Origin of the sequence: Methylobacterium sp. ap11 (genome assembly GCF_900110515.1) — a bacterium.
GTDB classification, from domain to species: Bacteria; Pseudomonadota; Alphaproteobacteria; order Rhizobiales; family Beijerinckiaceae; genus Methylobacterium; species Methylobacterium ajmalii.
In genome coordinates this window covers 230,649-255,568 of sequence record NZ_FOEB01000005.1, presented here as the reverse complement: position 1 = coordinate 255,568, position 24,920 = coordinate 230,649, and the positions used below count along the sequence as shown (strand labels likewise).

The window sequence follows — 24,920 nt, the reverse complement described above, 5'->3', positions numbered from 1 at the left end:
AAAGTCGCGCAGGGGAACCCGACGAGGGAATTCGACGGTCCGACGCCCGCCGGGGCGTCATGCGCTTGACGCGCCTGTCAGGCATCCTCAGCTAAAGACAAGACGGTGGAGCGGGGCGATGCACTTCCGGTAGGTGGCGCGCCGTGCCAAGTCCCAGCGAAAGATCGTCTTCCCGCGAAGGAAATCGCAAGGATGTCGCGGCATTCCGCCGGGGACCGGCGTAGCCCGTTGATCGCGCCGGGATTTCATGCGGGGAAGGCGATTTCCACCGCGCCCGGAAATGCTCTAGACGGAGGGCAAACCGCGGTCCCGGCGACCGCGCCCGACCGTCTCGTCACGATTCTCCTGCGAACGACCCCCTGAAGGTATCCGATGGAAGCCATGGAAGCCCTCGCCCCGGCGGACACCGCCGCCCCCGAGATCGCCGGCCCGAGCCCCCGCCACCGCACCGTCGGCGTCCGGATCGGCGAGGGTGAGGGCGCGGTGGTGATGGGCGGCGGCGCCCCGATCGTCGTGCAGTCGATGACCAACACCGACACCGCCGACATCGACGCCACGGTGGCCCAGGTCGCCGCGCTGGCGCGGGCCGGCTCCGAGGTCGTGCGGATCACCGTCGACCGCGACGAGGCGGCGTCGGCCGTGCCGAAGATCCGCGAGCGCCTGGACCGCATCGGCGTCCCCGTCCCGCTCGTCGGCGACTTCCACTATATCGGCCACAAGCTCCTGACCGACCATCCGGCCTGCGCCGAGGCGCTGGCCAAGTACCGGATCAACCCGGGCAACGTCGGCTTCAAGGAGAAGAAGGACCTGCAGTTCGGCACCATCGTCGAGCAGGCGGCCCGCTACGGCAAGGCGGTGCGGATCGGCGCCAACTGGGGCTCCCTCGACGAGGCGCTCCTCACCCACATGATGGACGAGAACGCCAACTCGGCGAAGCCGCGCGACGCCCGCGCGGTGATGCGCGAGGCGATGGTGCAGTCCGCCCTCCTCTCCGCCGACCGGGCGGTGGAGATCGGCCTGCCCAAGGAGCGCATCGTGCTCTCGGCCAAGGTCTCCGCGGTGCAGGACCTGATCGCGGTCTACCGCGAGGTGGCGCGCCGCTCCGACTATGCCATCCACCTCGGCCTGACCGAGGCCGGCATGGGCACCAAGGGCATCGTGGCAGCCTCCGCGGCGATCGGCGTGCTGCTTCAGGAGGGCATCGGCGACACGATCCGCTACTCCCTGACCCCGGAGCCCGGCGGCGACCGCACCGTCGAGGTGAAGGTGGCCCAGGAACTGCTCCAGACCATGGGCTTCCGCACCTTCGTGCCGCTGGTCGCCGCCTGCCCGGGCTGCGGCCGCACCACGTCGACGGTGTTCCAGGAACTCGCCCGCGACATCCAGAACTGGATCACCACCTCGATGCCCGAGTGGCGCAAGACCTATCCGGGGGTCGAGGGGCTGAACGTCGCCGTGATGGGCTGCATCGTCAACGGCCCGGGCGAGTCGAAGCACGCCGATATCGGCATCTCGCTGCCCGGCACCGGTGAGACCCCGACCGCCCCGGTCTTCATCGACGGCAAGAAGGCGATGACCCTGCGCGGCCCGACGCTGGCCAAGGACTTCGAGGGCATCGTCGTCGACTACATCGAGCGCCGCTTCGGCAAGGGGACCGGAGAAGGCCTGGGCAACCGCAGCGCCGCCGAGTGAGGCGAGGCGCGGTCCTCCACGCCCGACGAGGTGATGCCGGTCAACGGTGGGGCAGCAGGCGGTCCGCCTTGCGCCCCACTGGCTCCGTGCTACAATCTTGACACATTCCGACCCGGCGGACGCGCCGGGCCGCCAAGGATTTGAGCCCGCCACCCGGCCCATCAGCGCGCTTGGCGGCCAGTCCGTCCGCCCGCGGGCGCATCCCCGATCAGACATGACCCAGTCAGCCGCACCCACGGACGGTTCCGCCGCGCCGACCGACAGCCTCACCCCGCCGAGCGGCGGCCCGCCGACCAAGGCCGGCACCGTCGACGAGGCCGAGGGCCACGGTCACGCCAAGGCGAGCTTCTGGACGCTCTTCCTCGGCTCCGTCGGCGTCGTCTACGGCGACATCGGCACCAGCCCGCTCTACGCCTTCCGCGAGGCGCTGGCCCCCGGCCGGGCCGACGGCGTGCTCACCGGCGAGGAGGTGCTCGGCACCGTCTCGCTGCTGCTCTGGGCGCTGGTGCTCATCGTCACCATCAAGTACGTCCTGCTGCTCCTGCAGATGGACAACAAGGGCGAGGGCGGGATCCTCTCGCTGATGGCGCTCGCCCGCAAGGCGCTGGGCGGCTCGCACATCGTGTTCATGCTGGGCCTGTTCGGCGCCGCCCTGTTCTACGGCGACGCGATCATCACCCCGGCGATCTCGGTGCTGTCGGCGGTGGAGGGCCTGAAGCTCGTCACGCCGGCCCTCGACCACTACGTCCTGCCGATCACCATCGCGATCATCCTGCCGCTGTTCCTGGTCCAGAGCCGGGGCACCGCCCGGATGGCGACGTTCTTCGGCCCGATCATGCTGGTTTGGTTCTCGGTGCTGATGCTCGCGGCCCTGCCGCACATCGCCCGCACGCCGCAGGTCCTGTGGGCGCTCAACCCCTGGCACGCCGTGCATTACCTGCTCGGCCACGGCACCGGCGCGCTCGTCGCGCTCGGCGCGGTGTTCCTGGCGGTGACCGGGGCCGAGGCGCTGTTCGCCGATCTCGGCCATTTCGGCCGCCGGCCGATCCAGACCGCCTGGATCGTCCTCGTCGGCCCGGCGCTTGCCATCAACTATCTCGGCCAGGCCGCCCTGGTGCTGTCGAACCCCGACACGACCGACCCGTTCTACCAGCTCGTCCCCGAATGGGGCCTGCTGCCGATGGTGCTGCTCGCCACCGCCGCCACCGTCATCGCCAGCCAGGCGGTGATCACCGGCGCCTTCTCGCTCTCGCGCCAGGCGGTGCAGCTGGGGCTGCTGCCGCGGCTCGAGATCCGCCACACCTCCGAATCGCATTCGGGCCAGATCTACCTGCCGCAGATCAACATGCTGCTGATGATCGGCGTGGTAATCCTGGTGGTGCTGTTCCGCTCCTCCTCGGCGCTCGCCTCGGCCTACGGCATCGCCGTGACCGGCACGATGCTGATCACCGCCGGCCTCGCCTTCCTGGTGCTGTGGCGGGTGTGGAAATGGTCGCCGCTCGCCGCCGGCGCCGCGATGGTGCCGTTCATCGCCGTCGAGCTCCTCTTTCTGGTCTCGAACCTGCTCAAGGTGTTCGAGGGTGGCTACATGCCCCTGCTGCTCGCCGGCTGCCTCGTGCTGCTGATGTGGACCTGGGTGCGCGGCGTCACCATCCTGTTCAACAAGACCCGCAAGACCGACGTGCCGCTGACCGAGCTCGTCGCCATGCTGGAGAAGAGCCCGCCGCACCACGTCCGCGGCACCGCCGTCTTCCTCACCTCCGACCCCGACACCGCGCCCGCCGCGCTCCTGCACAACCTGAAGCACAACAAGGTGCTGCACGAGAAGAACGTCGTGCTCACGGTGAAGACCATCGACCTGCCGCGCATCGCCGATGCCGACCGGGTCCGGATCGAGCCGATGGGGCCGCATTTCTGGAAGGTCGTGATGAAGTTCGGCTACATGGAATCGCCGAACATCCCGAAGGGCCTGGCGCTCCTGCGCAAGCAGGGCTTCAAGTTCGACATCATGGCGACGTCGTTCTTCCTGTCGCGGCGCTCGATCCGCCCGGCGGCGCAGTCCGGCATGCCGCTGTGGCAGGACCGGGTGTTCATCACGCTCGCCCGCAACGCCAACGACGCGACGGACTTCTTCCAGATCCCGACCGGCCGCGTGGTCGAGGTCGGGACCCAGGTGACGGTGTAGCGGGAGATGGGCGCGCTCGACGGCAAGCGGATCCTCCTCGTCATCGGCGGCGGCATCGCGGCCTACAAGTCGCTGGACCTGATCCGGCGCCTGCGCGAGCGCGGCGCCTCGGTGCGCTGCGTCCTCACCAAGGGCGCGCAGGAATTCGTGACCCCGCTCGCTGCGGCGGCGCTCGCCGGCCAGCGCGCCCATACCGACCTGTTCGACCGGGCCGACGAGGCCGATATAGGCCACATCAAGCTCGCCCGCGACGCCGACGCGGTGGTGGTGGCGCCCGCCACCGCCAACACCCTGGCCCGCATGGCCGGCGGCCACGCGCCCGACCTCGCCTCGACGATCCTGCTCGCCACCACCCTGCCGATCCTGATCGCCCCGGCGATGAACGTGCGGATGTGGCTGCACCCGGCGACGCAGCGCAACCTCGCCCTGCTGACGGGCGACGGCGTCGCGGTGGTCGGACCCAATGTGGGCCGGATGGCCGAGGCCGAGACCGGTCCCGGCCGGATGGCCGAGCCGGACGAGATCGCCGACGCGGTGGAAGTTCTGCTCGCGGGGCCGCAGGAGGCAAAGCCGCTGTCGGGCCGCCGCCTCCTCGTCACCTCGGGGCCGACCCACGAGCCGATCGACCCGGTGCGCTACCTCGCCAACCGCTCGTCGGGCAAGCAGGGCCACGCCATCGCGATTGCTGCCGCCGCCGCCGGTGCCCGGGTGACCCTGGTGTCGGGCCCCGTCACCCTGCCCGATCCGCCGGGCGTCGCGGTGGTCAGGGTCGAGACCGCCCGCGAGATGCTGGCGGCAGTCGAGGCGGCGTTGCCGGCCGACATCGCGGTCTTCGCCGCCGCCGTCGCCGACTGGCGCCCGGCCGCCTTCGGCGAGGAGAAGATCAAGAAGGGACCGGAGGGGCCCCCTCCCCTGCAACTCACCGAGAATCCCGATATCCTGGCCACCATCGCGCAGCGGACCGGGGGGCGCCCGCCGCTCGTCGTGGGTTTCGCCGCCGAGACCACCGACGTGATCGCGCATGCCCGGGCCAAGATCGCCCGCAAGGGCTGCGACCTCATCGTCGCCAACGACGTCTCGGCCGAGACCGGCGTCATGGGGGGCGACCGCAACAGCGTCCACCTGATCGGCCGGGACGGCGCGCTCGAGACCTGGCCGGACCTGCCCAAGGACGAGGTCGCCCGCCGTCTCGTCGCGCGACTGGCCGAACTGGCGCCCTCCCCCTGAGGCAAGATAACGCCGGCCAACCGGTTTGGCATGCCGACGTCCGGCACTATCCTTCCTCCCCCACGAGGAGGACCGCCTCCTTCATCCGGGAGGCCGCCTTGCCCACCATCCTCGTCGTCACCCTGATCTGCGCGTCGTCCTTGTCCGCCAAGGACTGCACCCGCGACACCGCCCAGGACGTGATCACCCATCCGGCGCACACGCCGCAGGAATGCCTGCTGCTGGGTCCCGCCATCGCGGCGAGTTCGGGCCGCGGGACCGAAGCGGGGACGTACGTGAAGACGCTGTGCGAGCGGCGGCGGTAGGCGACACCGCCTGGCCCACCCGAACATCTGCCGCTCATCCTTTTCCAAATCGCGCCCGACCTCCCGGTGCCCCGCACAGCGTCGGTCACGGCCGTCCGGAGGGTGCCCGTCAGGGGAAAGAGCCGACGGGTACAGGGCGGTGGAGGCCCGGCAAAGCTCGGGATGCCGAGCGCGAAGGGCCGGACGGAAGCACGTGCCGGACGAGATCGACGGCATCCGCCGATCCCGGCTCCCGCCTAGACCAGATGACGCTGTTCGAGGGGCCGCCGAGGTGATCGGGCCGTCGCAAGCCCGGCAACGGTCGAGGCCGATCTCTCCGACACGTTTCACACTTCAAACATTATGGCCGAAAAAGCGATACCGACATCACGCCACGAATTATCGAGATCGATTCCGGCGCTCGATTCGCTCATCGCGTCGATGTCGTTGCGGGCGCCGGGAGCCAATCACCAGCTCTCGCTGTCATACGCTACGCGAATTGCTCGGCGGAGAACACCCTACGACGAGGATTGATTTCCCACGCTCGCTCGATCAACGCGAGCTTGTCTCTGGACACCTCGTCGAGATTGGACGACCGACGAAGACCGCAGGTAAACCAGGCGTCGACCTCGACGCAGTCGCCGTCGAAGTGGTCGACGGGAATGACTTTCCGTAGAACCAGGTCGTAGCCTTCGAGCAGGGCGACAAGATCGTGCAGGAGCTTCTGCCCCTTGTAAATCGGGTACAGGTGCGCCTCCAGCTTCACGCCAAGGCAGGAGTTGAGCACGTCGCCAAACCCTTCGAGGACCTGGAACTCGAACCCTTGCACATCGATTTTGATGACATCGGGTTGCGGCAGCCCCTTCGCCAGCATCAGTTCGTCGAATCGAATGCAGTCGACCTCGACCGTATGTGTCACCCTGAATGCAGGTTCGACCGAATAATTGCTCAGGAGATCCACGTTTGGCTCGAGCAGGGATGTGCAGCCGAGGCTTTTCGTGACATTCAAGCTGCGCCTTTGTTGCCCGTTGCTCAAGGCGGCCTCGACGACAAGGCCGTCGTTGATCGTCGAGATCTGCTGGCGAATCGCCGCCGCCTCGGGCGGATTGGGTTCGAACACGACCGGCCTGATACGATCGCGGTAGGGATTCCATTCACTGCCGATGCCGCCCAAGCCACCGACATCGACCAGGACGAGCAGCGATCGACCCGATGGTGTCAGGGCGAACTCGTCCGGGACACTGGGAAAAGTCCGCGTCATCTTACCCATCCATAGATCCGCGACGGCCCCGATATCCAGCACCACGGCCCCGGCTGCCTTCAGCTTGCTGGCGTATATTTTTCCGAGCATCCCCGCTGCGACAAGGAACAGCTGCCCGGAACGGTCGGGAGATTTATCGATTACATCACACAACTCGAAAAATCGCTCCGGCCAGTGATTTCCTTCGATCGCCGTCTGACCAAGTGTATGAATATGTATTTTCTCGCCTGGAACCTTGTAGAATTCTATCTCGCCGATATTGTAGGTGCGCTTCAACGCATCCGGAAGTTCGTCCTGGCAGCTTATGAGGCCGACATGCTTACGCCCCTGAAGCAATCGCGCCAGAGCACCACTCAACAACAAGTCGTAATGGACACCGAGTTCATGAATGGATGTTCGCCCCGCCCAATCGGGGCGGCTCTCGGCCAAGGCGAGAACCTTGCGCATCGTATTCACCACCCAGGCGATACCGCGCCGGGACCCCAACCTATATTCGTGCGTCACCGCACTGCCATAGATACCGCCGATGGCATCGGCGTGCTGGATGACGGTATTGAACTCGTCGATGATTGCGTCGAATCGGCGACTTTCGCCGACGGACTCGTCATCAAACCATATTTTTAGAAATTCTCGCTGATTTGCCGCGTAATACGCCGCATAGTTGCTCGTATCATGATCGTTGATGCGAATGACTGAGCCTTCGCCGTCGCCGAGCCGAAGCAACAAGTATGGTCGCCTCTCTTCGAGAGCGCGGCGAATCTCCGCCTCCAGTTCGCCTACCTCACGGCGCCTGAATCTACCAATAATATCATTGAGCATTGCAGACGCAGCGTTTTGATTGTTTTTTCTGTAAAAATCTATGAACTGTCGATGTATTTCCACCTCTTGAGACAAGTGATCGAAATTTTCATCGACAAATTTGATCAGTTCGAGCGCCTTCGGATCGTCGTTCAATCGTGCGTGCTGTACAGACAGGAATAATATCTGATCTCCATCGAGGATGCCCCGCTGGAAAGCCTGATCCAGATGCATGATCACACGCTCTGGATGCCCGGCGACACACGACGTCCAGCATACGCCGAACACTGCGCCATCATTGATTCCGCCGATACTCAATATTTCATCAGCAAGATCCGCGACATTTCGAAAAAACGCCCGAGCGCGCATGAGTTCAAGAGCGCGCAACGGAACCATCATCCATTCCGGATCGTCAAAATTCGAAGCAAATTCAGCTATGACTGCTTTTTTGTCCTCTTGAGATCCCGACAGATAGCGATCGACAATCGACGCGACGTGATCTTCCGCAATCATAACGTATTCCGTCATTTCTACATCGAGCGCAGCTCCGGCGGTCATATACAACCGCTCTTGTCGGTCGGCAAATGAACCGCGGAGACGCCCGCCTCGCAACCAACGGACGTCCGGGGCGGCCCGTCCGGCAAGTCCGGAGGATGAGCACGGTGCCCCGATGTACCGCTCTACGCGGCAGAGGTTACTCTCGGGCAAGATTCGGCAACCGAAGCACCGCGACGAGCCGATCGCAGCTATCTTCGGCCCGGATGAGCGCCTCGCAGGCCCGTTCCAGCCGCCGCAACAACTCAGCGGCCATCAGATTGAGGCAGAGCGGGTTGCCCTCGAAGCTGTCGACGACACGGTCGACCGACTCGATCTGTTCTTTGCGGAAGAACCGATAGGACACTTCGTCATCGATGGCACTATTGAGAATTTTTGAATCGGATGAATTGCCGCATAGTCGGCTCGCCAATTTTAAAAGTTAAAAATAAAAAATGTTCCGAAATCCAAACCTGAAATATGCACAGACACAGGAAGCCAAGTGAAGTCCGTTTTTATTCAGGTAGCTCAAGACATTCGATATCAAATATTTACAGACTTCTTTGACACCACGCTGTCAGATAGATTGAGTCCTGCAGATATCGATACAATGAAGCTCGCGCGGCTGCCCGGCCCATCGCCCCTCGTGACAATCCCCCTGGTGCATCCGGACGTACCGGGCGAGCGGACCGAGACTCTCGACGACGCGTGCCGAGCCGGCCGGCCGCGACGCGCGTATCCGTCGCAAGGCCGCTCGCAGCGCCAGCGACCCGCCCGGCCTCTGGAAGGCCATCCGCCGGCAGATCCTCGTCGCCGCAGCTCGTCTCAAGCGCTTACGTCGACGGTCGCAAGACACCCATCACCTGGACCCGGAGAATCGAGACGGCCCCGGAACGGACGTCGCCGCACCCACCGTTCGCCCCGCGACGCCGCGCCCGTCACCGTCAGGGCCGCCTTGCCATCCCACCCCCGATCCGATAAAGGCCCGCCCATCCCACACGCGGAGCCGGCCTCATGCCTGAATGAGGCGCTTCCGGTGGCCGGTCGCTTCTCGCTTCTTGTCTCTCGGCAAGTCCCTGGGGCGCCGGTCGCTTCCTCCGCGGCGGAGACAACCGGAGAGAACAAAGACCATGGCCCTTCCCGATTTCACCATGCGCCAGCTGCTCGAGGCCGGCTCGCACTTCGGCCACCAGTCGCACCGCTGGAACCCGAAGATGCAGTCGTACATCTTCGGCACCCGCAACAACATCCACATCATCGACCTCGCCCAGACCGTGCCGGCGCTCGCCCAGGCGCTGCAGGCGGTGAGCGACACCGTCGCCAAGGGCGGCCGCGTGCTGTTCGTCGGCACCAAGCGCCAGGCGGCCGACACCATCGCGGACGCGGCCAAGCGCTCGGCCCAGTACTACGTGAACTCGCGCTGGCTCGGCGGCACGCTGACCAACTGGAAGACCATCTCGGGCTCGATCCAGCGCCTGCGCAAGGTCGACGAGACCCTCGCCGGCGGCGGCCAGGGCCTCACCAAGAAGGAGCGCCTGATGCTGTCCCGCGAGAAGGACAAGCTCGAGAAGGCGCTCGGCGGCATCAAGGACATGGGCGGCGTGCCCGACCTGCTGTTCGTGATCGACACCAACAAGGAGCAGCTGGCGATCAAGGAGGCGAACCGCCTCAAGATCCCGGTGGCCGCCATCGTCGACACCAACTGCAACCCGGACGGCATCACCTACGTGGTCCCGGCCAACGACGACGCCGGCCGCGCCATCGCGCTCTACTGCGACCTCGTCGCCCGCGCGGCGATCGACGGCATCTCCCGCGGCCAGGGCGCGCTCGGCGTCGACCTCGGCGAGTCCGAGGAGCCGATGGCCGAGGAGCTGCCCGCCCTCGCCAACGAGCCCGAGGTCGCCCCCGTCGACGTCACCGAGCCGTATGTCGGCGAGCCCTTCGAGCTGCTGGCCGCCCCGCGCGGCGCCCCGGACGACCTGACCAAGCTCACGGGCGTCGGCCCGCAGCTGGTCCAGAAGCTCAACGACGCCGGCATCTACCACTACTGGCAGATCGCCGCGATGAGCCCCGAGGACGTCGCCAAGGTCGACGGCGACCTGAAGCTCAACGGCCGCTTCGACCGCGACGGCTGGGTCAACCAGGCCCGCGGCTTCGTCGAGGCCGCCGCCGCCGCGTAACGTCGGTTCGGTGACCCGGCGGGGCGAGAGCCCCGCGACCCGATGCTCTTCCAAAGCCCGGCGCCGCCACGGCGCCGGGTTCCCTTTTATCCGCCGACCGGCGCGGCCTTCGGGGCGCGCGGGGGCGCCAATCGAGAGGATCCCACGATGGCCAACATCACGGCAGCGATGGTCAAGGAGCTGCGCGAGAAGACCGGCGCGGGCATGATGGACTGCAAGTCGGCCCTCAACGAGACCGCCGGCGACCTCGAGGCGGCCGTGGACTGGCTGCGCAAGAAGGGCCTCGCCAAGGCCGCCAAGAAGGCCGGCCGCGTCGCCGCCGAGGGCCTGGTCGCGGTCGAGTCCGCCGGCCACCACGCCGCGGTGCTCGAGGTGAACTCCGAGACCGACTTCGTCGCCCGCAACGACGGCTTCCAGGCCTTCGTGCGCGAGGCCGCCAAGCTGGCGCTCACCGCCGGCGACAGCATCGAGACCCTCGAGGCCGCCCGCTTCCCGGGCGCCGAGGGCACCGTGAAGGACAAGCTGCAGGAGCTGATCGCCACCATCGGCGAGAACATGACCCTGCGCCGCGTCGCCAAGCTGTCGGTCGAGAAGGGCGTCATCGCCTCCTACGTCCACGGCCAGGTCTCCGAGGGCCTTGGCAAGATCGGCGTGCTCGTCGCCCTCGAGTCGGCCGGCGACGTGACGATGCTGAGCCAGCTCGGCCGCCAGATCGCCATGCACGTCGCGGCGACCAACCCGGTGGCGCTGGACGCCTCGGGCGTCGACGCCGCCACGGTCGAGCGCGAGAGCAACATCCTGCGCGAGAAGAACGCCGGCAAGCCGGACCACGTCATGGCCAAGATCGTCGAGAGCGGCCTGAAGAGCTACTACAAGGAGGTCACCCTCCTCGATCAGCCCTTCGTGCACGACGGCTCGAAGACCGTCGCGCAGGTCCTCAAGGAGGCCGAGGGCAAGGCCGGTGGTCCCGTCAAGCTCACCGGCTTCGTCCGCTACGCGCTCGGCGAGGGCATCGAGAAGGAAGAGGCCCCGGACTTCGCCGCCGAGGTCGCCGCGGCAGCCAAGGGCTGACACCGGCCGTCGGCGTCGCCCCCGGCGACGCCCGGCACGCCATCAGGGGGGCCCGCTCAGGCGGGCCCCCCTTTTTCATACCGGGTTGCATGGTGGGCTCCGTGCCGGGACCGCGTCCGGCGCGCGTCGTCCGGACGTGCCGATTCCGGCGCGCCGATGCCTCGACGGGCCGGGAGCGACAGGCTAGAACCCGGCCCGACTCGCATCGACCCTTGACGCCGGCGGCGGCCGCTCCACCGGGGCGGGCCAGAGGAGCCCCCATGCCAGACCATCGCTTGTCGGACCCTTCCCTGACGGCGCAGGGCGCGCCGCGCTTCCGCCGCGTGCTGGTGAAGCTCTCCGGTGAGGCGCTGGCCGCCCCCGACGGCTACTGGCTGCATCCCCCGACCCTCGCGGCGCTCGCCGACGACATCGCCCGGGCGGTGGAGAAGGGCTTCGAGATCGCCCTCGTGGTCGGCGGCGGCAACGTGATCCGTGGCGCCCGCGTCTCGGCCGCGGGCTGGATCGACCGCGCCACCGGGGATTCCCTCGGCATGATGGCGACGGTGATGAACTCGCTGGCGCTCGAGACCGCGCTCAACGCCGCCGGCGTCACCGCCCGCACGATGTCGGCGGTCTCGATGCCGACGATCTGCGAGACCTATGCCCGTCAGCCCGCCCTGCACCACCTCGACAAGGGCCAGGTCGTGGTGCTCGCCGGCGGCACCGGCAACCCGTACTTCACCACCGACACCGCCGCGGTCCTGCGCGCCGCCGAGCTGAAATGCGACGCGGTGCTCAAGGCCACGCAGGTCGACGGCGTCTACTCGGCCGACCCGAAGACCAACCCCGACGCCGTGCGCTACGAGCGCCTGAGCCACGACGAGGCGATCGCCCGCGACCTCAAGGTGATGGACACCGCCGCCTTCGCGCTCGCCCGCGACGGCAGGCTGCCGCTGATCGTCGGCTCGGTCCACGCGCCGAGCTCGGTCACGGCGATCCTCACGGGTGCCGCGCCCTCGACCCTGGTGGCCCCCTGAGGAGCCCGCGGCGCGCGAAATCCTCCGTATCCCCGAGCGAAATCCGCCGCCCGACGATTTGCGGCGGGTCGGGTTTTGGTTCATTGAAGCCCGATCGGGGCGCGGCCCCGGCCCGCCCGCAAGGGTTCGGCCTCGGGCCCGCCCCTCCCCCTCTCCTCACGACGCCTCGGGACGCGCAGGAATGGCTACACCCTCCTTCGACCTCAACGACATCAAGCGGCGCATGCAGGGCGCGATCAACTCCCTGAAGCACGACCTCGGCTCGCTGCGCACCGGGCGCGCCACGCCCTCGCTCCTCGACCCGATCCAGGTCGACGCCTACGGCGCCGCGATGTCGATGGCCCAGGTCGCGACGATCAGCGTGCCGGAGCCGCGCCTGCTCAGCGTCTCGGTCTGGGACCGCGGCATGGTGACGGCGGTCGAGAAGGCGATCCGCGAATCCGACCTCGGGCTCAACCCGATGACCGAAGGGCAGACCATCCGCCTGCGCATCCCCGAGATGAACGAGCAGCGCCGCAAGGAGATGGTCAAGGTCGCGCACAAGTATGCCGAGGAGGCCCGCGTCGCGGTCCGCCACGTCCGGCGCGACGGCCTCGACCTCCTGAAGAAGCTCGAGAAGGACGGCGCCATCAGCCAGGACGACGAGAAGCGCCAGGCCGACCAGGTGCAGAAGGCGACCGACCAGCACATCGCCGAGGTCGACCAGACCCTGGCGTCCAAGGAGAAGGAGATCATGCAGGTCTGAGGGTCTCGGACCGGCATGACGGAAGCGACGGCGTGGAGAGCGCGGAGCCGGATCACGGCTCCGCCGGGGTCGGGGCCAGCATGGCAGGCGACAGCGAGACGGTGACCCTGCTGGACGCAGGCCGGGCCGAGGGCCGGGACGGAGCGTGTCCCGAAGCCGGCGGCGTGAATCCCGGGACGATGCCCGCCCACGTCGCCATCATCATGGACGGCAACGGCCGCTGGGCCGCGCGCCGCGGGCTGCCACGGGTCGAGGGCCACCGCCGCGGCGTCGAGGCGGTGCGCCGGGCCGTGCGCTCGGCGATCGACCTGCGCATCCCCTACCTGACGATCTACAGCTTCTCGTCCGAGAACTGGCGCCGGCCCGCCGCCGAGGTGGCGGACCTGATGGGCCTGCTCAAGCTGTTCGTGCGCCGCGACCTCGCCGACCTGCACGCCAACGGCGTGCGGGTGCGGATCATCGGCGAGCGCGACGGCCTGCCGGGCGACATCGCCGGCCTCCTGCGCGAGGCCGAGGAGCGCACCGCCCGTAACACCAAGCTGACGCTGGTGGTGGCATTCAACTACGGCGGCCGCCAGGAGATCCTGCGCGCCGTGCGCAAGCTGGCCCAGGCGGTCGCCGAGGGGCGCCTCCCGCCCGAGGCGATCGACGCCGCGACGATGACGGGCGCGCTCGACACCGACGGCATCCCCGACCCCGACCTGGTGATCCGCACCTCCGGCGAGCAGCGGGTGTCGAACTTCCTCACCTGGCAGACCGCGTATTCCGAGTTCGTGTTCGTGCCCGATTTCTGGCCGGACTTCGACCACGCCGCCTTCCTCGCCGCGATCGGCGAGTTCCAGAGCCGCGACCGCCGCTTCGGCGGCCTGAGCGCCCGGGCGGGCTGATGGCGGGCTTTGACGGGACGAAACTCCCGGGCGGCCGCCCGGCCTGGCCGGCGACGGAACTGGGCGCCCGCACGGTGTCGGGCATCGTGCTCGGCCTCCTGGTGCTCGGCGCCACCCTCAACGGCGGCTGGATCTTCGCGGTGGTCTGGTTCCTGGCCGGCCTCGCTGTGGTCGGCGAGTGGATGGCCATCACCCGGACGGCACCGCACCGGCCGCTCCTGGCGATCGCCGGCCTCGTGCTCCTCGGCGTCGTCGCCGGCGCGCGGCTGCCGGTCCCGACGCCCTGGCTCCTGGGCGCGACCGCGCTCGGCCTCGCGCTCCTGGCGCTCCTCGCCCGGCCCGCCGCGGGACGGATCTGGGCGCCGGCGAGCCTCGCCTGCGCCCTCGTCGTCACCCTGGTGCCGGTACTGCTGCGCGACGATCCCCGCATCGGGCTCGCCGGCCCGCTCTGGCTGTTCGGGGTGGTCTGGACCACCGACATCGCCGCCTACTTCACCGGCCGCTCGCTCGGCGGGCCGAAGCTGTGGCCGGCGGTGAGCCCGAAGAAGACCTGGTCGGGCTTCTGCGGCGGGCTCCTCGGCGCGACGATCGTCGGCGGCGCGGTGGCGGCCGGTGCCCGTCACCTCGGCGCCACCGACGCCCTGTCGCTGCCGCTGGCCTGCGCGCTCTCCGCCGTCGCCTCGGTGATGAGCCAGGGCGGCGACCTCGCCGAATCGGCCCTCAAGCGCGCCTACGGCGCCAAGGATTCCGGCCGCCTGATCCCCGGCCACGGCGGCGTGATGGACCGCCTCGACGGCTTCTTCGCCGTCGCGCTCCTCGCCGGCCTCCTGCTCGCCGGCCTCTCTCTCACGGGACATCCATGACCCTCACCGTATCCGTCCTGGGGGCCACCGGCTCGATCGGGCGCTCCACCGCCGACCTGCTCGACCAGCACCGGGACCGGTTCCGGGTCGGCGCCGTGGCGGGCGGCCGCGACGCGCAGGCGCTCGCCCGCGTCGCCCGCGAGCTGAACGCCGAGTTCGCGGCGATCGCCGATCCCGATGCCGGCCCGGCGCTCCGCGACGCGCTGTCCGGCTCCGGCATCGCGAACGGCGCCGGCCCCTCGGCGGTGATCGAGGCGGCGACCCGGGACGCGGACCTCGTCGTGGCGGCGGTGAGCGGCGCGGCGGGCCTCGCTCCCACCTGCGCGGCGATCCGGCTCGGCCGCACCGTGGCGCTCGCCAACAAGGAGAGCCTGGTCTGCGCCGGCGACGCCTTCATGCGCGACGCCAAGACGTTCGGCGCCCGCATCCTGCCGATGGATTCCGAGCACAACGCGCTCGAGCAGTCGATCGGCACCGGGCGGATCGACGAGATCACCCGGATGACCATCACCGCCTCGGGCGGGCCGTTCCGGACCGCGAGCCGCGAGCAGATCGCCGCGGCGAGCGCGGCGGATGCCGCCGCCCACCCGACCTGGTCGATGGGGATGAAGATCAACATCGATTCCGCCACGATGATGAACAAGGGTCTGGAGCTGATCGAGGCCCACCACCTGTTCGGCATCGAGGCGGAGCGCCTCGACGCGGTGGTGCACCCGCAATCGATCGTCCACGCCCTCGTCACCTGGCGCGACGGCTCCGTCACGGCCGGCCTCTACGTCCCCGACATGCGGGTGCCGATCGCCCATTGCCTGGGGCTGGGCGAGCGCCTGACGATCGCCCGCGGCAAGCCCCTCGACCTCGCGGCGACGGGCAGCCTCACCTTCGAGCGTCCGGACGAGGAGCGCTTCCCGTGCCTGCGCATCGCCAAGGCGGCGCTCGCGGCGGGCGGGGCCCAGCCGACGGTGATGAACGCGGCCAACGAGATCGCGGTCGCGGCCTTCATCGCCGGGCGCATCGGCTTCTACGACATCGCCGCCCTGGTCGAACGGGCCTGCGAGCACTTCGCGGCCCGCTTCCCCACGGCGCCGGCGGACGTCGAGGAGGCGCTGTCCATCGACGCCGAGGTGCGCGGCTGGAGCACGGCGGCACTCGCCGCCTGAGCGCCCGTCAAGCTTCCGTCAAGTTAACCCTCGGTCGACGCGGAGCCTGTTCGCAGGCCCGTGGACTCTGTATGAATGACGATCGGCAAGGTGGCCGGATCGGGCCAGGGAGGGCCCGCCGCGCCGCATCGAGGTGACCATGGATCTGCTCAACGCCGTCGGCGGCGCGACGACGAACCTGCTCGGCTACATCGTGCCGTTCCTGTTCGTCCTGACCGTCGTGGTCTTCATCCACGAGCTCGGCCACTTCCTGGTCGGGCGCTGGTGCGGCGTCGGGGTGACCAGCTTCTCGATCGGCTTCGGGCCCGAGATCGTCGGCTTCAACGACCGCCGCGGCACCCGCTGGAAGCTCTCGGCGATCCCGCTCGGCGGCTACGTCAAGTTCGTCGGCGACATGAACGGCGCCAGCGTGCCGGACCAGGGCGCCATGGCGCGGATGAACCCGGCCGACCACGCGGTCAGCTTCCACGGCAAGAACGTCTGGAAGCGGGTCGCCATCGTGGCGGCGGGGCCGATCGCCAACTTCCTCCTCGCCATCGCGGTCTTCGCCGGCGCGGTCTACGCCACCGGCCGCTACGAGGTGGCGCCCCGGGTCTCGGCGGTGCAGGCCGGCAGCGCGGCCGAGCGGGCCGGCTTCCAGGCCGGCGACGTGGTGCTGACGATCAACGGCGGCGCCATCCACAACTTCGCCGACATGCAGCGCACCGTCTCGGGCGCGGCCGGCGACCGGCTCGACTTCACGGTCGAGCGCGGCGGGGTCACCACCCCGCTCACCGCGACGCCCGACGTCTACGAGGACAAGACACCGTTCGGCACCCAGCGCATCGGCCGGCTCGGCATCCAGGGCCCGCGGGACGCCGCCGACGTGAAGCTCGTGCAGTACGGCGCCCTCGACTCGCTGAAGATCGGCGTCGCCGAGACCTACTTCGTCGTCGACCGCACCTTCAGCTACATCGGCAAGCTGATCACGGGACGCGAATCCGCCGACCAGCTCTCGGGGCCGATGGGCATCGCCCGGGTCTCGGGCCAGGCCGCCAAGGTCGGCGGCATCGGCGCCCTCGTCGGGCTGATCGCGGTCCTGTCGGTCTCGATCGGGCTCATCAACCTCTTCCCGGTGCCGATGCTCGATGGCGGGCACCTGATGTTCTACGCCGTCGAGATCATCCGCGGCCGCCCCCTGAGCGAGCGGGCGCAGGAGATCGGCTTCCGCATCGGGCTCGCGCTGGTGCTGATGCTGATGCTGTTCGCGACCTGGAACGACATCCTGCACATCGGCGCCGCCTTCAACCGCGGCACCTGAGGCCGGACTCCCCTCCCCCCGGGAGGCCGCACCGCCCGCGCGACCCGCGGGCGGTGCTTTTCGCGAATCGACGCAATTTTCGTAAAAAGCGTTCCATTCCGGGGCTTTCGCTCCGGGGCGGCATTCATCGCGCGCTGACCGTGCCTTGTGAAAAGCTTGGCCGTGGGCCGTGACAGGAAGGCAACGTCTGGGCAAAATCCCGGTAGGTCGGGAGCGTGGCGTTTGCGTCGCCGGGGATTCCCGATAGAAGCAGGGCTAGGACCAGGGGACTTCGACCTCGCGAGAGTTCGATCGTCTGCGGGTGCAAACCCGTGCCGACAAAAAATGAGACGGGCCATTTATGATGTCGATGACGGGTAAGCGCCGGCGTGCGTCGGCGAAGGGCGCCATTGTCATGGCCGCTACCATCGCCGCCAGCGGCAGCGCCTTCGCGCAGCAGATCGTCGTCCAGGGCAATTCCCGGATCGATGCGGAGACGGTCCGTTCCTACGTGGTCGGCGTGTCGCCCGAGGAGGGCCGCCGCAACCTGATCGCCAGCGGGATGTTCTCGGACGTGCGCGTGTCGCACAGCGCCGGTCGCATCGTCGTCTCGGTGCGCGAGAACAACACGATCAACCGCGTCTTCTTCGAAGGCAACAAGAAGGTCGAGAAGGCGACGCTCGAGGGCATCGTCGAGTCGAAGTCGCGCGGGCCCTACAGCCAGGCGCAGGTCAACTCGGATCTCGAGCGCATCCGCGAGGTGTACCGCCGCGCCGGCCGCGGCTCGGCCAAGGTCTCGGTGCGCACCGTCGACCTGCCGAACGGCCGCGTCGACGTGGTCTACACCGTCGACGAGGGCGACAAGACCGGCATCAAGGAGATCAAGTTCGTCGGCAACCAGGCCTATTCGGACGGTCGCCTGAAGGACCTGATGACGCTGTCGGAGATGAACCTCCTCAGCTTCGTCAAGACCTCGGACGTCTACGACCCCGACCGGCTCGCCAACGACCTCGACCTGATCCGGCGCTACTACCTGAAGAACGGCTACGCCGACTTCCGGATCGCCTCGGCCGATTCGCGCTACGACGACGCCGCCGGCGGCTGGATCGTCACCATCACGGTCGAGGAAGGCCAGCAGTACCGCGTCGGCGCGGTCTCGGTCGACTCGCGCATCCCGGGCGTCGACGGCACCGTCCTGCGCGACGAGCTGCGCACCGGCGTGGGCGACGTCTACAACGCCGAGGACGTCGAGAAGACGCTGACCGGCGTCACCACCTCGGTGGCCCGCTCGGGCCATCCCTTCGCCCAGGTCCGCCCGACCGGCGAGCGCGACCGCGCCACCGGCACCGTCGCCCTCGGCTACATCGTCGAGGACGGCCCGAAGGTCTACATCGAGCGCATCAACGTGCGCGGCAACACCCGCACCCGCGACTACGTCGTGCGGCGCGAGCTCGACCTCACCGAGGGCGACGCCTACAACCGCGTCCTGGTCGACCGGGCCGAGCGGCGCCTGAACGGCCTCGGCTTCTTCAAGAAGGTGCGGTTCTCCAACGAGCCCGGCTCCGCCCCCGACCGCGTCGTCGTGAACATCGACGTCGAGGATCAACCGACCGGCTCGTTCTCGGTCGCCGGCGGCTACTCGACGGCGGACGGGATCATCGGCGAGGTCTCGGTCTCCGAGTCGAACTTCCTCGGCCGCGGCCAGTACGTCCGCCTCGCCGGCACCGCCGGCCAGTACACCCGCGGCGTCGACTTCTCGTTCACCGAGCCGTACTTCCTGGGCTATCGCCTGGCGGCCGGCTTCGACGTCTTCAACAAGTACAGCGACCAGACCCGTTACTCGCGCTACGTGACCGACGTGGTCGGCGGCCAGCTCCGCCTCGGCCTGCCGATCACCGAGGAGTTCGGCATCACGCTGCGCTACTCGATCTACAACACCGACCTGAAGATCCCGAACACCCTGAAGCGGCCGTACAACGACTGCTCGTTCGGGATCCCGGGCTACACGGCGCTGAACCCCGCCGGCACGATCTACAACGGTCGTGACGTCGGCGGCCTCCCGGCCTACCCGAACTGCGCCTATGACGGCGAAGCGTCGATCGCGCTCAAGGAGGCGGTGGGCTCCACCCTCACCTCGCTCGCCGGCGTGACGCTCGCCTACTCGACCCTCGACAACCTGCAGCTGCCACGCAACGGCTTCTACGGTGAGCTGAAGCCCGAATACGCCGGCATCGGCGGCGACTCGAAGTTCTTCCGCGTCACCGGCGAGGCCCGCTACTACAAGGAGCTGTACGAGGACGTCGTCGGCTTCGTGAAGTTCCAGGGCGGCCACGTCCAGCCGACCGAGGGCAACTCGCTCCGCGTCACCGACCAGTTCTTCCTCGGCCCGTCGCTGGTGCGCGGCTTCGCGCCGAACGGCATCGGCCCGCGCGACGTCGGCTCGGGCGATGCCCGCTCGAACGCGATCGGCGGCACGACCTATGTCGGCGCCTCGGTCGAGGTGCAGTTCCCGATCTGGGGTCTGCCGCGCGATCTGGGCCTGAAGGGCGCGGTCTTCGCCGATGCCGGTACGCTGTTCGGCTACAAGGGCCGCCGGTCCTTCGACGTCAACGGCGACGGCTTCATCAACGGCTTCAGCCCGACCGGCGGCTGCAACTTCAGCGCGACGGCGATCACCGTCGAGCCGGAATGCGTTAACGTCCGCGACAAGGCCACGATCCGCTCGTCGGTCGGCGCCTCGATCCTGTGGAACTCGCCGCTCGGCCCGATCCGCTTCGACTACGCCTACGCCCTCTCGAAGGATGAGGGCCAGAAGGTCTTCGGCGCCGACGGCACCTACTTCGGCAAGGTCGGCAAGGACCAGACGCAGGCGTTCCGCTTCTCGGGCGGCTCGCGCTTCTGAGGACATCGCGGGGGTGCCGATGGCACCCCCGCCGGGATCGACGGCCGCCGGGCAGCCCGCCCGGCGGCCGTTTTCGTTTGTACCCATCCGATTATGCCGCTAGTCCGGGCGCCCTCCCCTCGATAAGGACGGGCGGGCCGACCCTCCGGCGCACCCGGCCCCAGTGGATGCAGGCGATGTCGGAACCGGTCTTCTTCCCCCTCTCGGGCCCCGTCTCCCTGAGCGAGATCGCGGCGCTCGCCGGTGCGACCCTGCCGCCGGGGACCGACGGCGAGGCGGTGGTCCGGGCCGCGAGCCCGCTCGAGAGCGCGGGTCCCGACGACCTCGCCTACATGGACAACGCCAAGTACGGCGACGCGCTGGCGGCGACCCGCGCCCGCGCCTGCCTGGTCTCGCCGCGCTTCTCCGCCCGGGTGCCGGCCGGCACGGTCGCCCTGGTGACGCCCCAGCCCTATCGCGCCTTCGCGCAGGTGCTGGCCCGGCTTTTTCCGAGCGCGGCGCGCCCGACCTCGCTGTTCGGCGCCACCGGCGTGTCGCCGGGCTCCTTCGTCCACCCGACCGCCCGGCTCGAGCCCGGCGTGGTGGTCGATCCCGGCGTAGTGGTCGGGCCCGAGGCCGAGATCGGCGCCGGGACGGTGCTGGCGGCGGGCTGCGTCGTCGGCCCCAGCGTGCGGATCGGGCGGGGCTGCGCCGTGGGCCCCGGCGCCTCGGTGCTGCACGCCTTCCTCGGCAACCGGGTGATCGTGCATGGCGGCGCCCGTATCGGCCAGGACGGGTTCGGCTTCGCCATGGGGCCGGGCGGCCATCTCAAGGTGCCGCAGGTCGGCCGGGTCATCATCCAGGACGACGTCGAGATCGGCGCCAACACCACGATCGACCGGGGCGCGAGCCGCGACACGGTTGTGGGCGAGGGCACCAAGATCGACAACCTGGTGCAGATCGCCCACAACGTCGTCATCGGCCGCCACTGCGTGATCGTCGCCCAGGTCGGCATCTCGGGCTCGACCACGCTCGAGGACTACGTCGTGCTCGGCGGCCAGGTCGGGGTGGTCGGCCACCTGCGCATCGGCATGGGCGCGCAGATCGCCGGGTCGAGCAACGTCAACAAGGACGTGCCGGCGGGCTCGCGCTGGGGCGGCACGCCGGCCAAGCCCGTGCGCGAGTGGTTCCGCGAGATGACGACGCTCAAGAACCTCGCGGCGCGCGCCCGCGACGAGGGCGGCGAGGGCTGAAGCCCGTCGGGCCGGCCGGGAGCGGGATTCCGGGGCACGGGACGGGGCGTGGACCGGGAGCGGAGCCTCCGCCGCGCTCCCGCCGCAAATCGCTTGCATCCGCGCCGCTTCTCGCCAAAGACGACGCACCGACGACCGGAGCGTCTCCGGGGCCGCCATGAGGGAGCCAGACACCATGACCGAGATGCCTGCCGAGTTGGGTACGGCCGACATCCTGCGGGTGATGGAGCTCCTGCCCCACCGCTACCCGTTCCTGATGATCGACAAGATCGTGCAGATCGACCGGGACGAGAGCTGCATCGGCATCAAGAACGTCACGATCAACGAGCCGCACTTCACCGGCCATTTCCCGGCCGCCCCGGTCTTCCCGGGCGTGCTGCTGATCGAGGGCATGGCCCAGACCGCCGGCGCGATCTGCTGCGCCCACAAGCTCAAGGGCGACGCCAAGCCGAGCAAGGTCTTCTTCATGACCATCGACAAGGCGAAGTTCCGCAAGCCGGTCGTGCCGGGCGACGTGGTCGAGTACCACATGCGCAAGACCAGCAACCGCCGCTTCATGTGGTGGTTCAAGGGCGAGGCCAAGGTCAACGGCGTGCTGGTGGCCGAGGCCGAGATCGGCGCGATGCTGGTGACCGAATGAGCGAGATCCAGACCGGCGAGGGACGGCAGGACGACCTGCCCGAGACCCGCATCCATCCGAGCGCGGTGGTCGAGGACGGCGCGGTGATCGGCGCCGGCGTCGAGATCGGGCCGTTCTGCCATGTCGGGCCGCAGGCTACGCTCGGCGACGGCGTCAGGCTCGTGAGCCACGTCGTCGTGGCCGGCCGCACCACCGTCGGTGCCCGCACCCGGATCTACCCCTTCGCGTCGATCGGCCACCCGCCGCAGGACCTGAAGTTCCGCGGCGAGGACTCGACCCTGACGATCGGCGCCGATTGCCAGATCCGCGAGGGCGTGACGATGAATCCCGGCACCGCCGGCGGCGGTCTCGCCACGGTGGTGGGCGATTCCTGCGCGTTCCTCGCCAACAGCCACGTCGGCCACGATTGCCGGGTCGGCAGCCACGTCGTGTTCTCCAACAACGTGATGCTGGCCGGCCATTGCCAGGTGGGGGACTACGCGATCCTCGGCGGCGGCGCCGCGGTGATCCAGTTCGCCCGGGTCGGCGCGCATGCCTTCGTGGGCGGCCTGTCGGGCCTCGAGAACGACCTGATCCCCTACGGTATGGCGGTGGGCAACCGCGCCCACCTGTCGGGGCTGAACATCATCGGGCTGCAGCGCCGCGGCTTCTCCCGCGAGGAGATCCACGCGCTGCGCAAGGCCTACCGCCTGCTGTTCGCCCTCGAAGGCACCCTGATGGAGCGGGTCGAGGACGTGGCGACGGAGTTCGACCAGCACCCGATCGTGCAGGAGATCCTGGCCTTCATCCGCGAGGGCGGCAAGCGCTCGGTCTGCACCCCGCGCGAGGCGCCGGGTCCGGCGTGATGGCCGCCGCGGCGGCCCGCGCCGATCGCCCGCCCGCCTCGCAAGCATCCGGGCCGGTCGCCATCGTGGCCGGCTCCGGCCGGCTGCCGCTGCTCATCGTCGAGGCCCTGGAACGGGCCGGCCGGCCCTGCCGCGTGCTGGCGATCCGGGGCTTCGCCGACCCGGCGACCCGCCGGCGGGCCGATGCCACGGTCGATCTCCTCGACGTGCGCGGCGCCCTCGACACCCTGTGCGGCTGGACTCCCGCCGGGGTGACGCTGGCCGGCGCCGTGGCGCGGCCGAGCCCCGCCGCCCTCCTCAACACGCTGGCCGCCTACCGCAACCGCGAGACCCTGCGCTCGCTGGCCTCCGGCGGCGACGACCACCTCCTGCGCGGCGTGCTGGCGCTGCTCGAGGAGCACGGCCTGCAGGTGCTCGGCGTGCGCGACCTCGCCCCCGGCCTGATGGCGCCGGTCGGCCGTTTCGGGGCGCTGGGGCCCGACGAGGCGGCGGACGCCTCGGTGGCGGCCGGCCGGGCGCTGCTCGCCAGCCTGTCGCCGCACGATGTCGGCCAGGCCGCCGTGGTGGCGAGCCGGCGGGTGCTGGCGGTCGAGGGACCGGAGGGCACCGACCGGATGCTCGATCGCGCGCGGACGCTCGCCCGCCGCCCCCTCGGCCTCGGGCGCGCACCCGCCGCGATGGTGCTGGTGAAGCGGGCCAAGGACGGCCAGGACCTCCGGGTCGACCTGCCGGCGATCGGCCCGCGCACGGTGAAGCGCGCCGCGCAGGCCGGCTGCATCGGCATCGCGGTCGGGGCCGGCGACACCCTGGTGCTCGACCGCGCCGAGACGGCGGCGCTGGCCGACCGGCTCGGCCTCTTCCTCCTCGGCCTGCCGCCCGATCCGGAGCCTGCCCCATGGGACCGGGCGTCCCGGGAGCCTGCACCGTGAGCGACGCGGCCCCGACCGGGCGTCCCCTCACGATCTGGCTGGTGGCGGGCGAGGAATCCGGCGACCAGCTCGGCGCCAAGCTGATCCGCTCGCTCAACGCCGTCTCGGACCGTCCCCTCGCGCTCGCCGGCGTCGGCGGCGACGCCATGGCGGCGGAGGGCATGGCCTCGCTGTTTCCCCTCGAGGACGTGGCGGTGATCGGCTACCTGGCGGTCGCCGCCCGCATCCGCCTGCTGATGCGGCGCATCCGCCAGACCGTGCGGGCCTGCGTGGCCGCCCGTCCCGACGTGCTCGTCATCATCGACAGCCCGGGCTTCACCCACGCGGTGGCGAGCCGGGTGCGCCGCCAGCTGCCGGACCTGCCGGTGGTCGACTACGTCAGCCCGAGCGTCTGGGCCTGGCGGCCGTGGCGCGCCAAGACCATGCGCGGCTACATCGACCACGTGCTCGCCCTGCTGCCGTTCGAGCCCGACGCCCACCGGCGCCTCGGTGGTCCGGCCTGCACCTATGTCGGTCATCCGCTGATCGAGCGCCTTGGCGAGCTGCGCCCGGACCCGGCGGAGCAGCAGGCCCGCCGGGGGCCCGAGCCGGTTCTGGCGGTGCTGCCGGGCTCGCGCCGCAGCGAGATCGAGCGGCTGATGCCGGTCTTCGGCGCTACCCTGGCCGGGATCCGGGCGCAGGGCCACGCCTTCACGGTCGAATTGCCGGCGGTCGCCCGCCACCGCGCCCTGATCGAGCGCCTCTCCGCCACCTGGCCTCTGCGCCCGCGGCTGATCGACGGCGAGGCCGACAAGCTCGCGACCTTCCGGCGCGCGCGCGCGGCGCTCGCGGCGTCGGGCACGGTGACCCTCGAGCTCGCGCTCGCCGGCGTGCCGATGGTGGTGGCCTACCAGGTGCCCAAGATCGAGGAGGTGATCGTGCGCCGCCTGATCCAGGTGCCGACGATCGTGCTGCCGAACCTGATCCTGGGCGAGAACGCGATCCCCGAGCTGATCCAGGCCGAGTGCACGCCCGAGCGGCTGGCGGCGGCGCTCGGGCCCCTCCTGCCCGACGGTCCGGCCCGGGCGGCGCAGGAGGGCGCGCTCGCCCGCCTCGACGCCACGATGCGGCTGCCCGACGGCGACGATCCGAGCCGCAGCGCCGCCCGGATCGTGCTGGCGGCGGCGGGCCGACGCTCTCCGGCCTGA

20 protein-coding genes are annotated in these 24,920 nt (G+C 69.5%); 19 read left to right on the top strand and 1 reads right to left on the bottom strand.

Going from position 1 to position 24,920, the window contains the following annotated elements:
* Positions 1–372 precede the first annotated feature (372 nt).
* From ispG to BMX97_RS09590, 4 genes are all read left to right on the top strand, one after another.
* Positions 373–1,692, top strand: a complete 1,320-nt coding sequence (ispG, locus tag BMX97_RS09605) for a flavodoxin-dependent (E)-4-hydroxy-3-methylbut-2-enyl-diphosphate synthase (protein WP_091748608.1) — start codon at positions 373–375, stop codon at positions 1,690–1,692.
* A 214-nt stretch (positions 1,693–1,906) separates the two neighbouring features.
* Positions 1,907–3,877, top strand: a complete 1,971-nt coding sequence (locus BMX97_RS09600) for a potassium transporter Kup (RefSeq protein WP_091748605.1) — start codon at positions 1,907–1,909, stop codon at positions 3,875–3,877.
* A gap of 6 nt (positions 3,878–3,883) precedes the next feature.
* Positions 3,884–5,104, top strand: coding sequence for a bifunctional phosphopantothenoylcysteine decarboxylase/phosphopantothenate--cysteine ligase CoaBC (coaBC, locus tag BMX97_RS09595; protein ID WP_091748602.1), 1,221 nt, complete (start codon positions 3,884–3,886; stop codon positions 5,102–5,104).
* Between the two features lie 98 nt (positions 5,105–5,202).
* Positions 5,203–5,409 (top strand): hypothetical protein, encoded by a 207-nt coding sequence (locus BMX97_RS09590; RefSeq protein WP_091748598.1) that lies wholly within the window; start codon positions 5,203–5,205, stop codon positions 5,407–5,409.
* 469 nt (positions 5,410–5,878) lie between these two features.
* On the opposite strand, the gene BMX97_RS09585 is transcribed toward BMX97_RS09590, so the two are convergent.
* A complete protein-coding gene (locus BMX97_RS09585) occupies positions 5,879–8,005 on the bottom strand; it encodes an FkbM family methyltransferase (protein WP_091748595.1) in 2,127 nt (708 codons plus the stop codon).
* A gap of 112 nt (positions 8,006–8,117) precedes the next feature.
* Here BMX97_RS09585 and BMX97_RS32015 point away from each other — a divergent pair, with 112 nt between their 5' ends.
* The 15 genes from BMX97_RS32015 (at position 8,118) to lpxB (ending at position 24,920) form a co-directional block, all read left to right on the top strand.
* Positions 8,118–8,381: a hypothetical protein gene (locus BMX97_RS32015; protein ID WP_143074596.1), complete on the top strand. Its 264-nt coding sequence runs from the start codon at positions 8,118–8,120 to the stop codon at positions 8,379–8,381.
* Between the two features lie 730 nt (positions 8,382–9,111).
* Positions 9,112–10,161, top strand: a complete 1,050-nt coding sequence (locus tag BMX97_RS09575) for a 30S ribosomal protein S2 (protein WP_060848112.1) — start codon at positions 9,112–9,114, stop codon at positions 10,159–10,161.
* Positions 10,162–10,308: 147 nt separating this feature from the next.
* Positions 10,309–11,232 carry a translation elongation factor Ts gene (gene tsf, locus BMX97_RS09570; RefSeq protein ID WP_091748589.1) on the top strand — a complete coding sequence of 308 codons (924 nt, stop codon included), beginning with the start codon at positions 10,309–10,311 and terminating at the stop codon, positions 11,230–11,232.
* A gap of 260 nt (positions 11,233–11,492) precedes the next feature.
* Complete coding sequence (gene pyrH, locus BMX97_RS09565) at positions 11,493–12,251, top strand: UMP kinase (protein WP_091748585.1); 759 nt, start codon at positions 11,493–11,495, stop codon at positions 12,249–12,251.
* Between the two features lie 181 nt (positions 12,252–12,432).
* Complete coding sequence (gene frr / locus BMX97_RS09560) at positions 12,433–12,996, top strand: ribosome recycling factor (RefSeq protein WP_091748581.1); 564 nt, start codon at positions 12,433–12,435, stop codon at positions 12,994–12,996.
* 80 nt (positions 12,997–13,076) lie between these two features.
* Complete coding sequence (locus tag BMX97_RS09555; RefSeq protein ID WP_091749003.1) at positions 13,077–13,883, top strand: isoprenyl transferase; 807 nt, start codon at positions 13,077–13,079, stop codon at positions 13,881–13,883.
* Positions 13,883–14,746: a phosphatidate cytidylyltransferase gene (locus BMX97_RS09550; RefSeq protein WP_091748578.1), complete on the top strand. Its 864-nt coding sequence runs from the start codon at positions 13,883–13,885 to the stop codon at positions 14,744–14,746. The genes BMX97_RS09555 and BMX97_RS09550 overlap by 1 nt, the downstream gene beginning before the upstream one ends.
* Positions 14,743–15,906 carry a 1-deoxy-D-xylulose-5-phosphate reductoisomerase gene (gene dxr / locus BMX97_RS09545; protein WP_091748576.1) on the top strand — a complete coding sequence of 388 codons (1,164 nt, stop codon included), beginning with the start codon at positions 14,743–14,745 and terminating at the stop codon, positions 15,904–15,906. Before BMX97_RS09550 ends, dxr begins: the two co-directional genes overlap by 4 nt.
* A 139-nt stretch (positions 15,907–16,045) precedes the next feature.
* The gene (gene rseP, locus BMX97_RS09540; RefSeq protein WP_091748573.1) at positions 16,046–17,206 is read left to right on the top strand and encodes an RIP metalloprotease RseP; all 1,161 of its coding nucleotides are present in this window, start codon (positions 16,046–16,048) and stop codon (positions 17,204–17,206) included.
* A gap of 340 nt (positions 17,207–17,546) precedes the next feature.
* Positions 17,547–20,087, top strand: coding sequence for an outer membrane protein assembly factor BamA (bamA, locus tag BMX97_RS09535; protein WP_091748570.1), 2,541 nt, complete (start codon positions 17,547–17,549; stop codon positions 20,085–20,087).
* 176 nt (positions 20,088–20,263) lie between these two features.
* Positions 20,264–21,319, top strand: coding sequence for a UDP-3-O-(3-hydroxymyristoyl)glucosamine N-acyltransferase (gene lpxD / locus BMX97_RS09530; RefSeq protein ID WP_091748567.1), 1,056 nt, complete (start codon positions 20,264–20,266; stop codon positions 21,317–21,319).
* A 175-nt stretch (positions 21,320–21,494) separates the two neighbouring features.
* On the top strand, positions 21,495–21,959 hold the full coding sequence (gene fabZ, locus BMX97_RS09525) for a 3-hydroxyacyl-ACP dehydratase FabZ (protein ID WP_048434935.1): 465 nt from the start codon (positions 21,495–21,497) through the stop codon (positions 21,957–21,959).
* Complete coding sequence (gene lpxA, locus BMX97_RS09520; protein WP_091748563.1) at positions 21,956–22,804, top strand: acyl-ACP--UDP-N-acetylglucosamine O-acyltransferase; 849 nt, start codon at positions 21,956–21,958, stop codon at positions 22,802–22,804. Before fabZ ends, lpxA begins: the two co-directional genes overlap by 4 nt.
* The gene (gene lpxI / locus BMX97_RS09515) at positions 22,804–23,733 is read left to right on the top strand and encodes an LpxI family protein (RefSeq protein ID WP_091748560.1); all 930 of its coding nucleotides are present in this window, start codon (positions 22,804–22,806) and stop codon (positions 23,731–23,733) included. The genes lpxA and lpxI overlap by 1 nt, the downstream gene beginning before the upstream one ends.
* Positions 23,730–24,920: a lipid-A-disaccharide synthase gene (gene lpxB / locus BMX97_RS09510; RefSeq protein ID WP_244538357.1), complete on the top strand. Its 1,191-nt coding sequence runs from the start codon at positions 23,730–23,732 to the stop codon at positions 24,918–24,920. The genes lpxI and lpxB overlap by 4 nt, the downstream gene beginning before the upstream one ends.

Coding starts and splice junctions, on each gene's coding strand:
- ispG (WP_091748608.1), top strand. CDS start 373: ATGGAAGCCATGGAAGCCCTCGCCCCGGCGGACACCGCCGCCCCCGAG.
- BMX97_RS09600 (WP_091748605.1), top strand. CDS start 1,907: ATGACCCAGTCAGCCGCACCCACGGACGGTTCCGCCGCGCCGACCGAC.
- coaBC (WP_091748602.1), top strand. CDS start 3,884: ATGGGCGCGCTCGACGGCAAGCGGATCCTCCTCGTCATCGGCGGCGGC.
- BMX97_RS09585 (WP_091748595.1), bottom strand. CDS start 8,005: ATGACCGCCGGAGCTGCGCTCGATGTAGAAATGACGGAATACGTTATG.
- BMX97_RS32015 (WP_143074596.1), top strand. CDS start 8,118: ATGTACCGCTCTACGCGGCAGAGGTTACTCTCGGGCAAGATTCGGCAA.
- BMX97_RS09575 (WP_060848112.1), top strand. CDS start 9,112: ATGGCCCTTCCCGATTTCACCATGCGCCAGCTGCTCGAGGCCGGCTCG.
- tsf (WP_091748589.1), top strand. CDS start 10,309: ATGGCCAACATCACGGCAGCGATGGTCAAGGAGCTGCGCGAGAAGACC.
- pyrH (WP_091748585.1), top strand. CDS start 11,493: ATGCCAGACCATCGCTTGTCGGACCCTTCCCTGACGGCGCAGGGCGCG.
- frr (WP_091748581.1), top strand. CDS start 12,433: ATGGCTACACCCTCCTTCGACCTCAACGACATCAAGCGGCGCATGCAG.
- BMX97_RS09555 (WP_091749003.1), top strand. CDS start 13,077: ATGGCAGGCGACAGCGAGACGGTGACCCTGCTGGACGCAGGCCGGGCC.
- BMX97_RS09550 (WP_091748578.1), top strand. CDS start 13,883: ATGGCGGGCTTTGACGGGACGAAACTCCCGGGCGGCCGCCCGGCCTGG.
- dxr (WP_091748576.1), top strand. CDS start 14,743: ATGACCCTCACCGTATCCGTCCTGGGGGCCACCGGCTCGATCGGGCGC.
- rseP (WP_091748573.1), top strand. CDS start 16,046: ATGGATCTGCTCAACGCCGTCGGCGGCGCGACGACGAACCTGCTCGGC.
- bamA (WP_091748570.1), top strand. CDS start 17,547: ATGATGTCGATGACGGGTAAGCGCCGGCGTGCGTCGGCGAAGGGCGCC.
- lpxD (WP_091748567.1), top strand. CDS start 20,264: ATGTCGGAACCGGTCTTCTTCCCCCTCTCGGGCCCCGTCTCCCTGAGC.
- fabZ (WP_048434935.1), top strand. CDS start 21,495: ATGACCGAGATGCCTGCCGAGTTGGGTACGGCCGACATCCTGCGGGTG.
- lpxA (WP_091748563.1), top strand. CDS start 21,956: ATGAGCGAGATCCAGACCGGCGAGGGACGGCAGGACGACCTGCCCGAG.
- lpxI (WP_091748560.1), top strand. CDS start 22,804: ATGGCCGCCGCGGCGGCCCGCGCCGATCGCCCGCCCGCCTCGCAAGCA.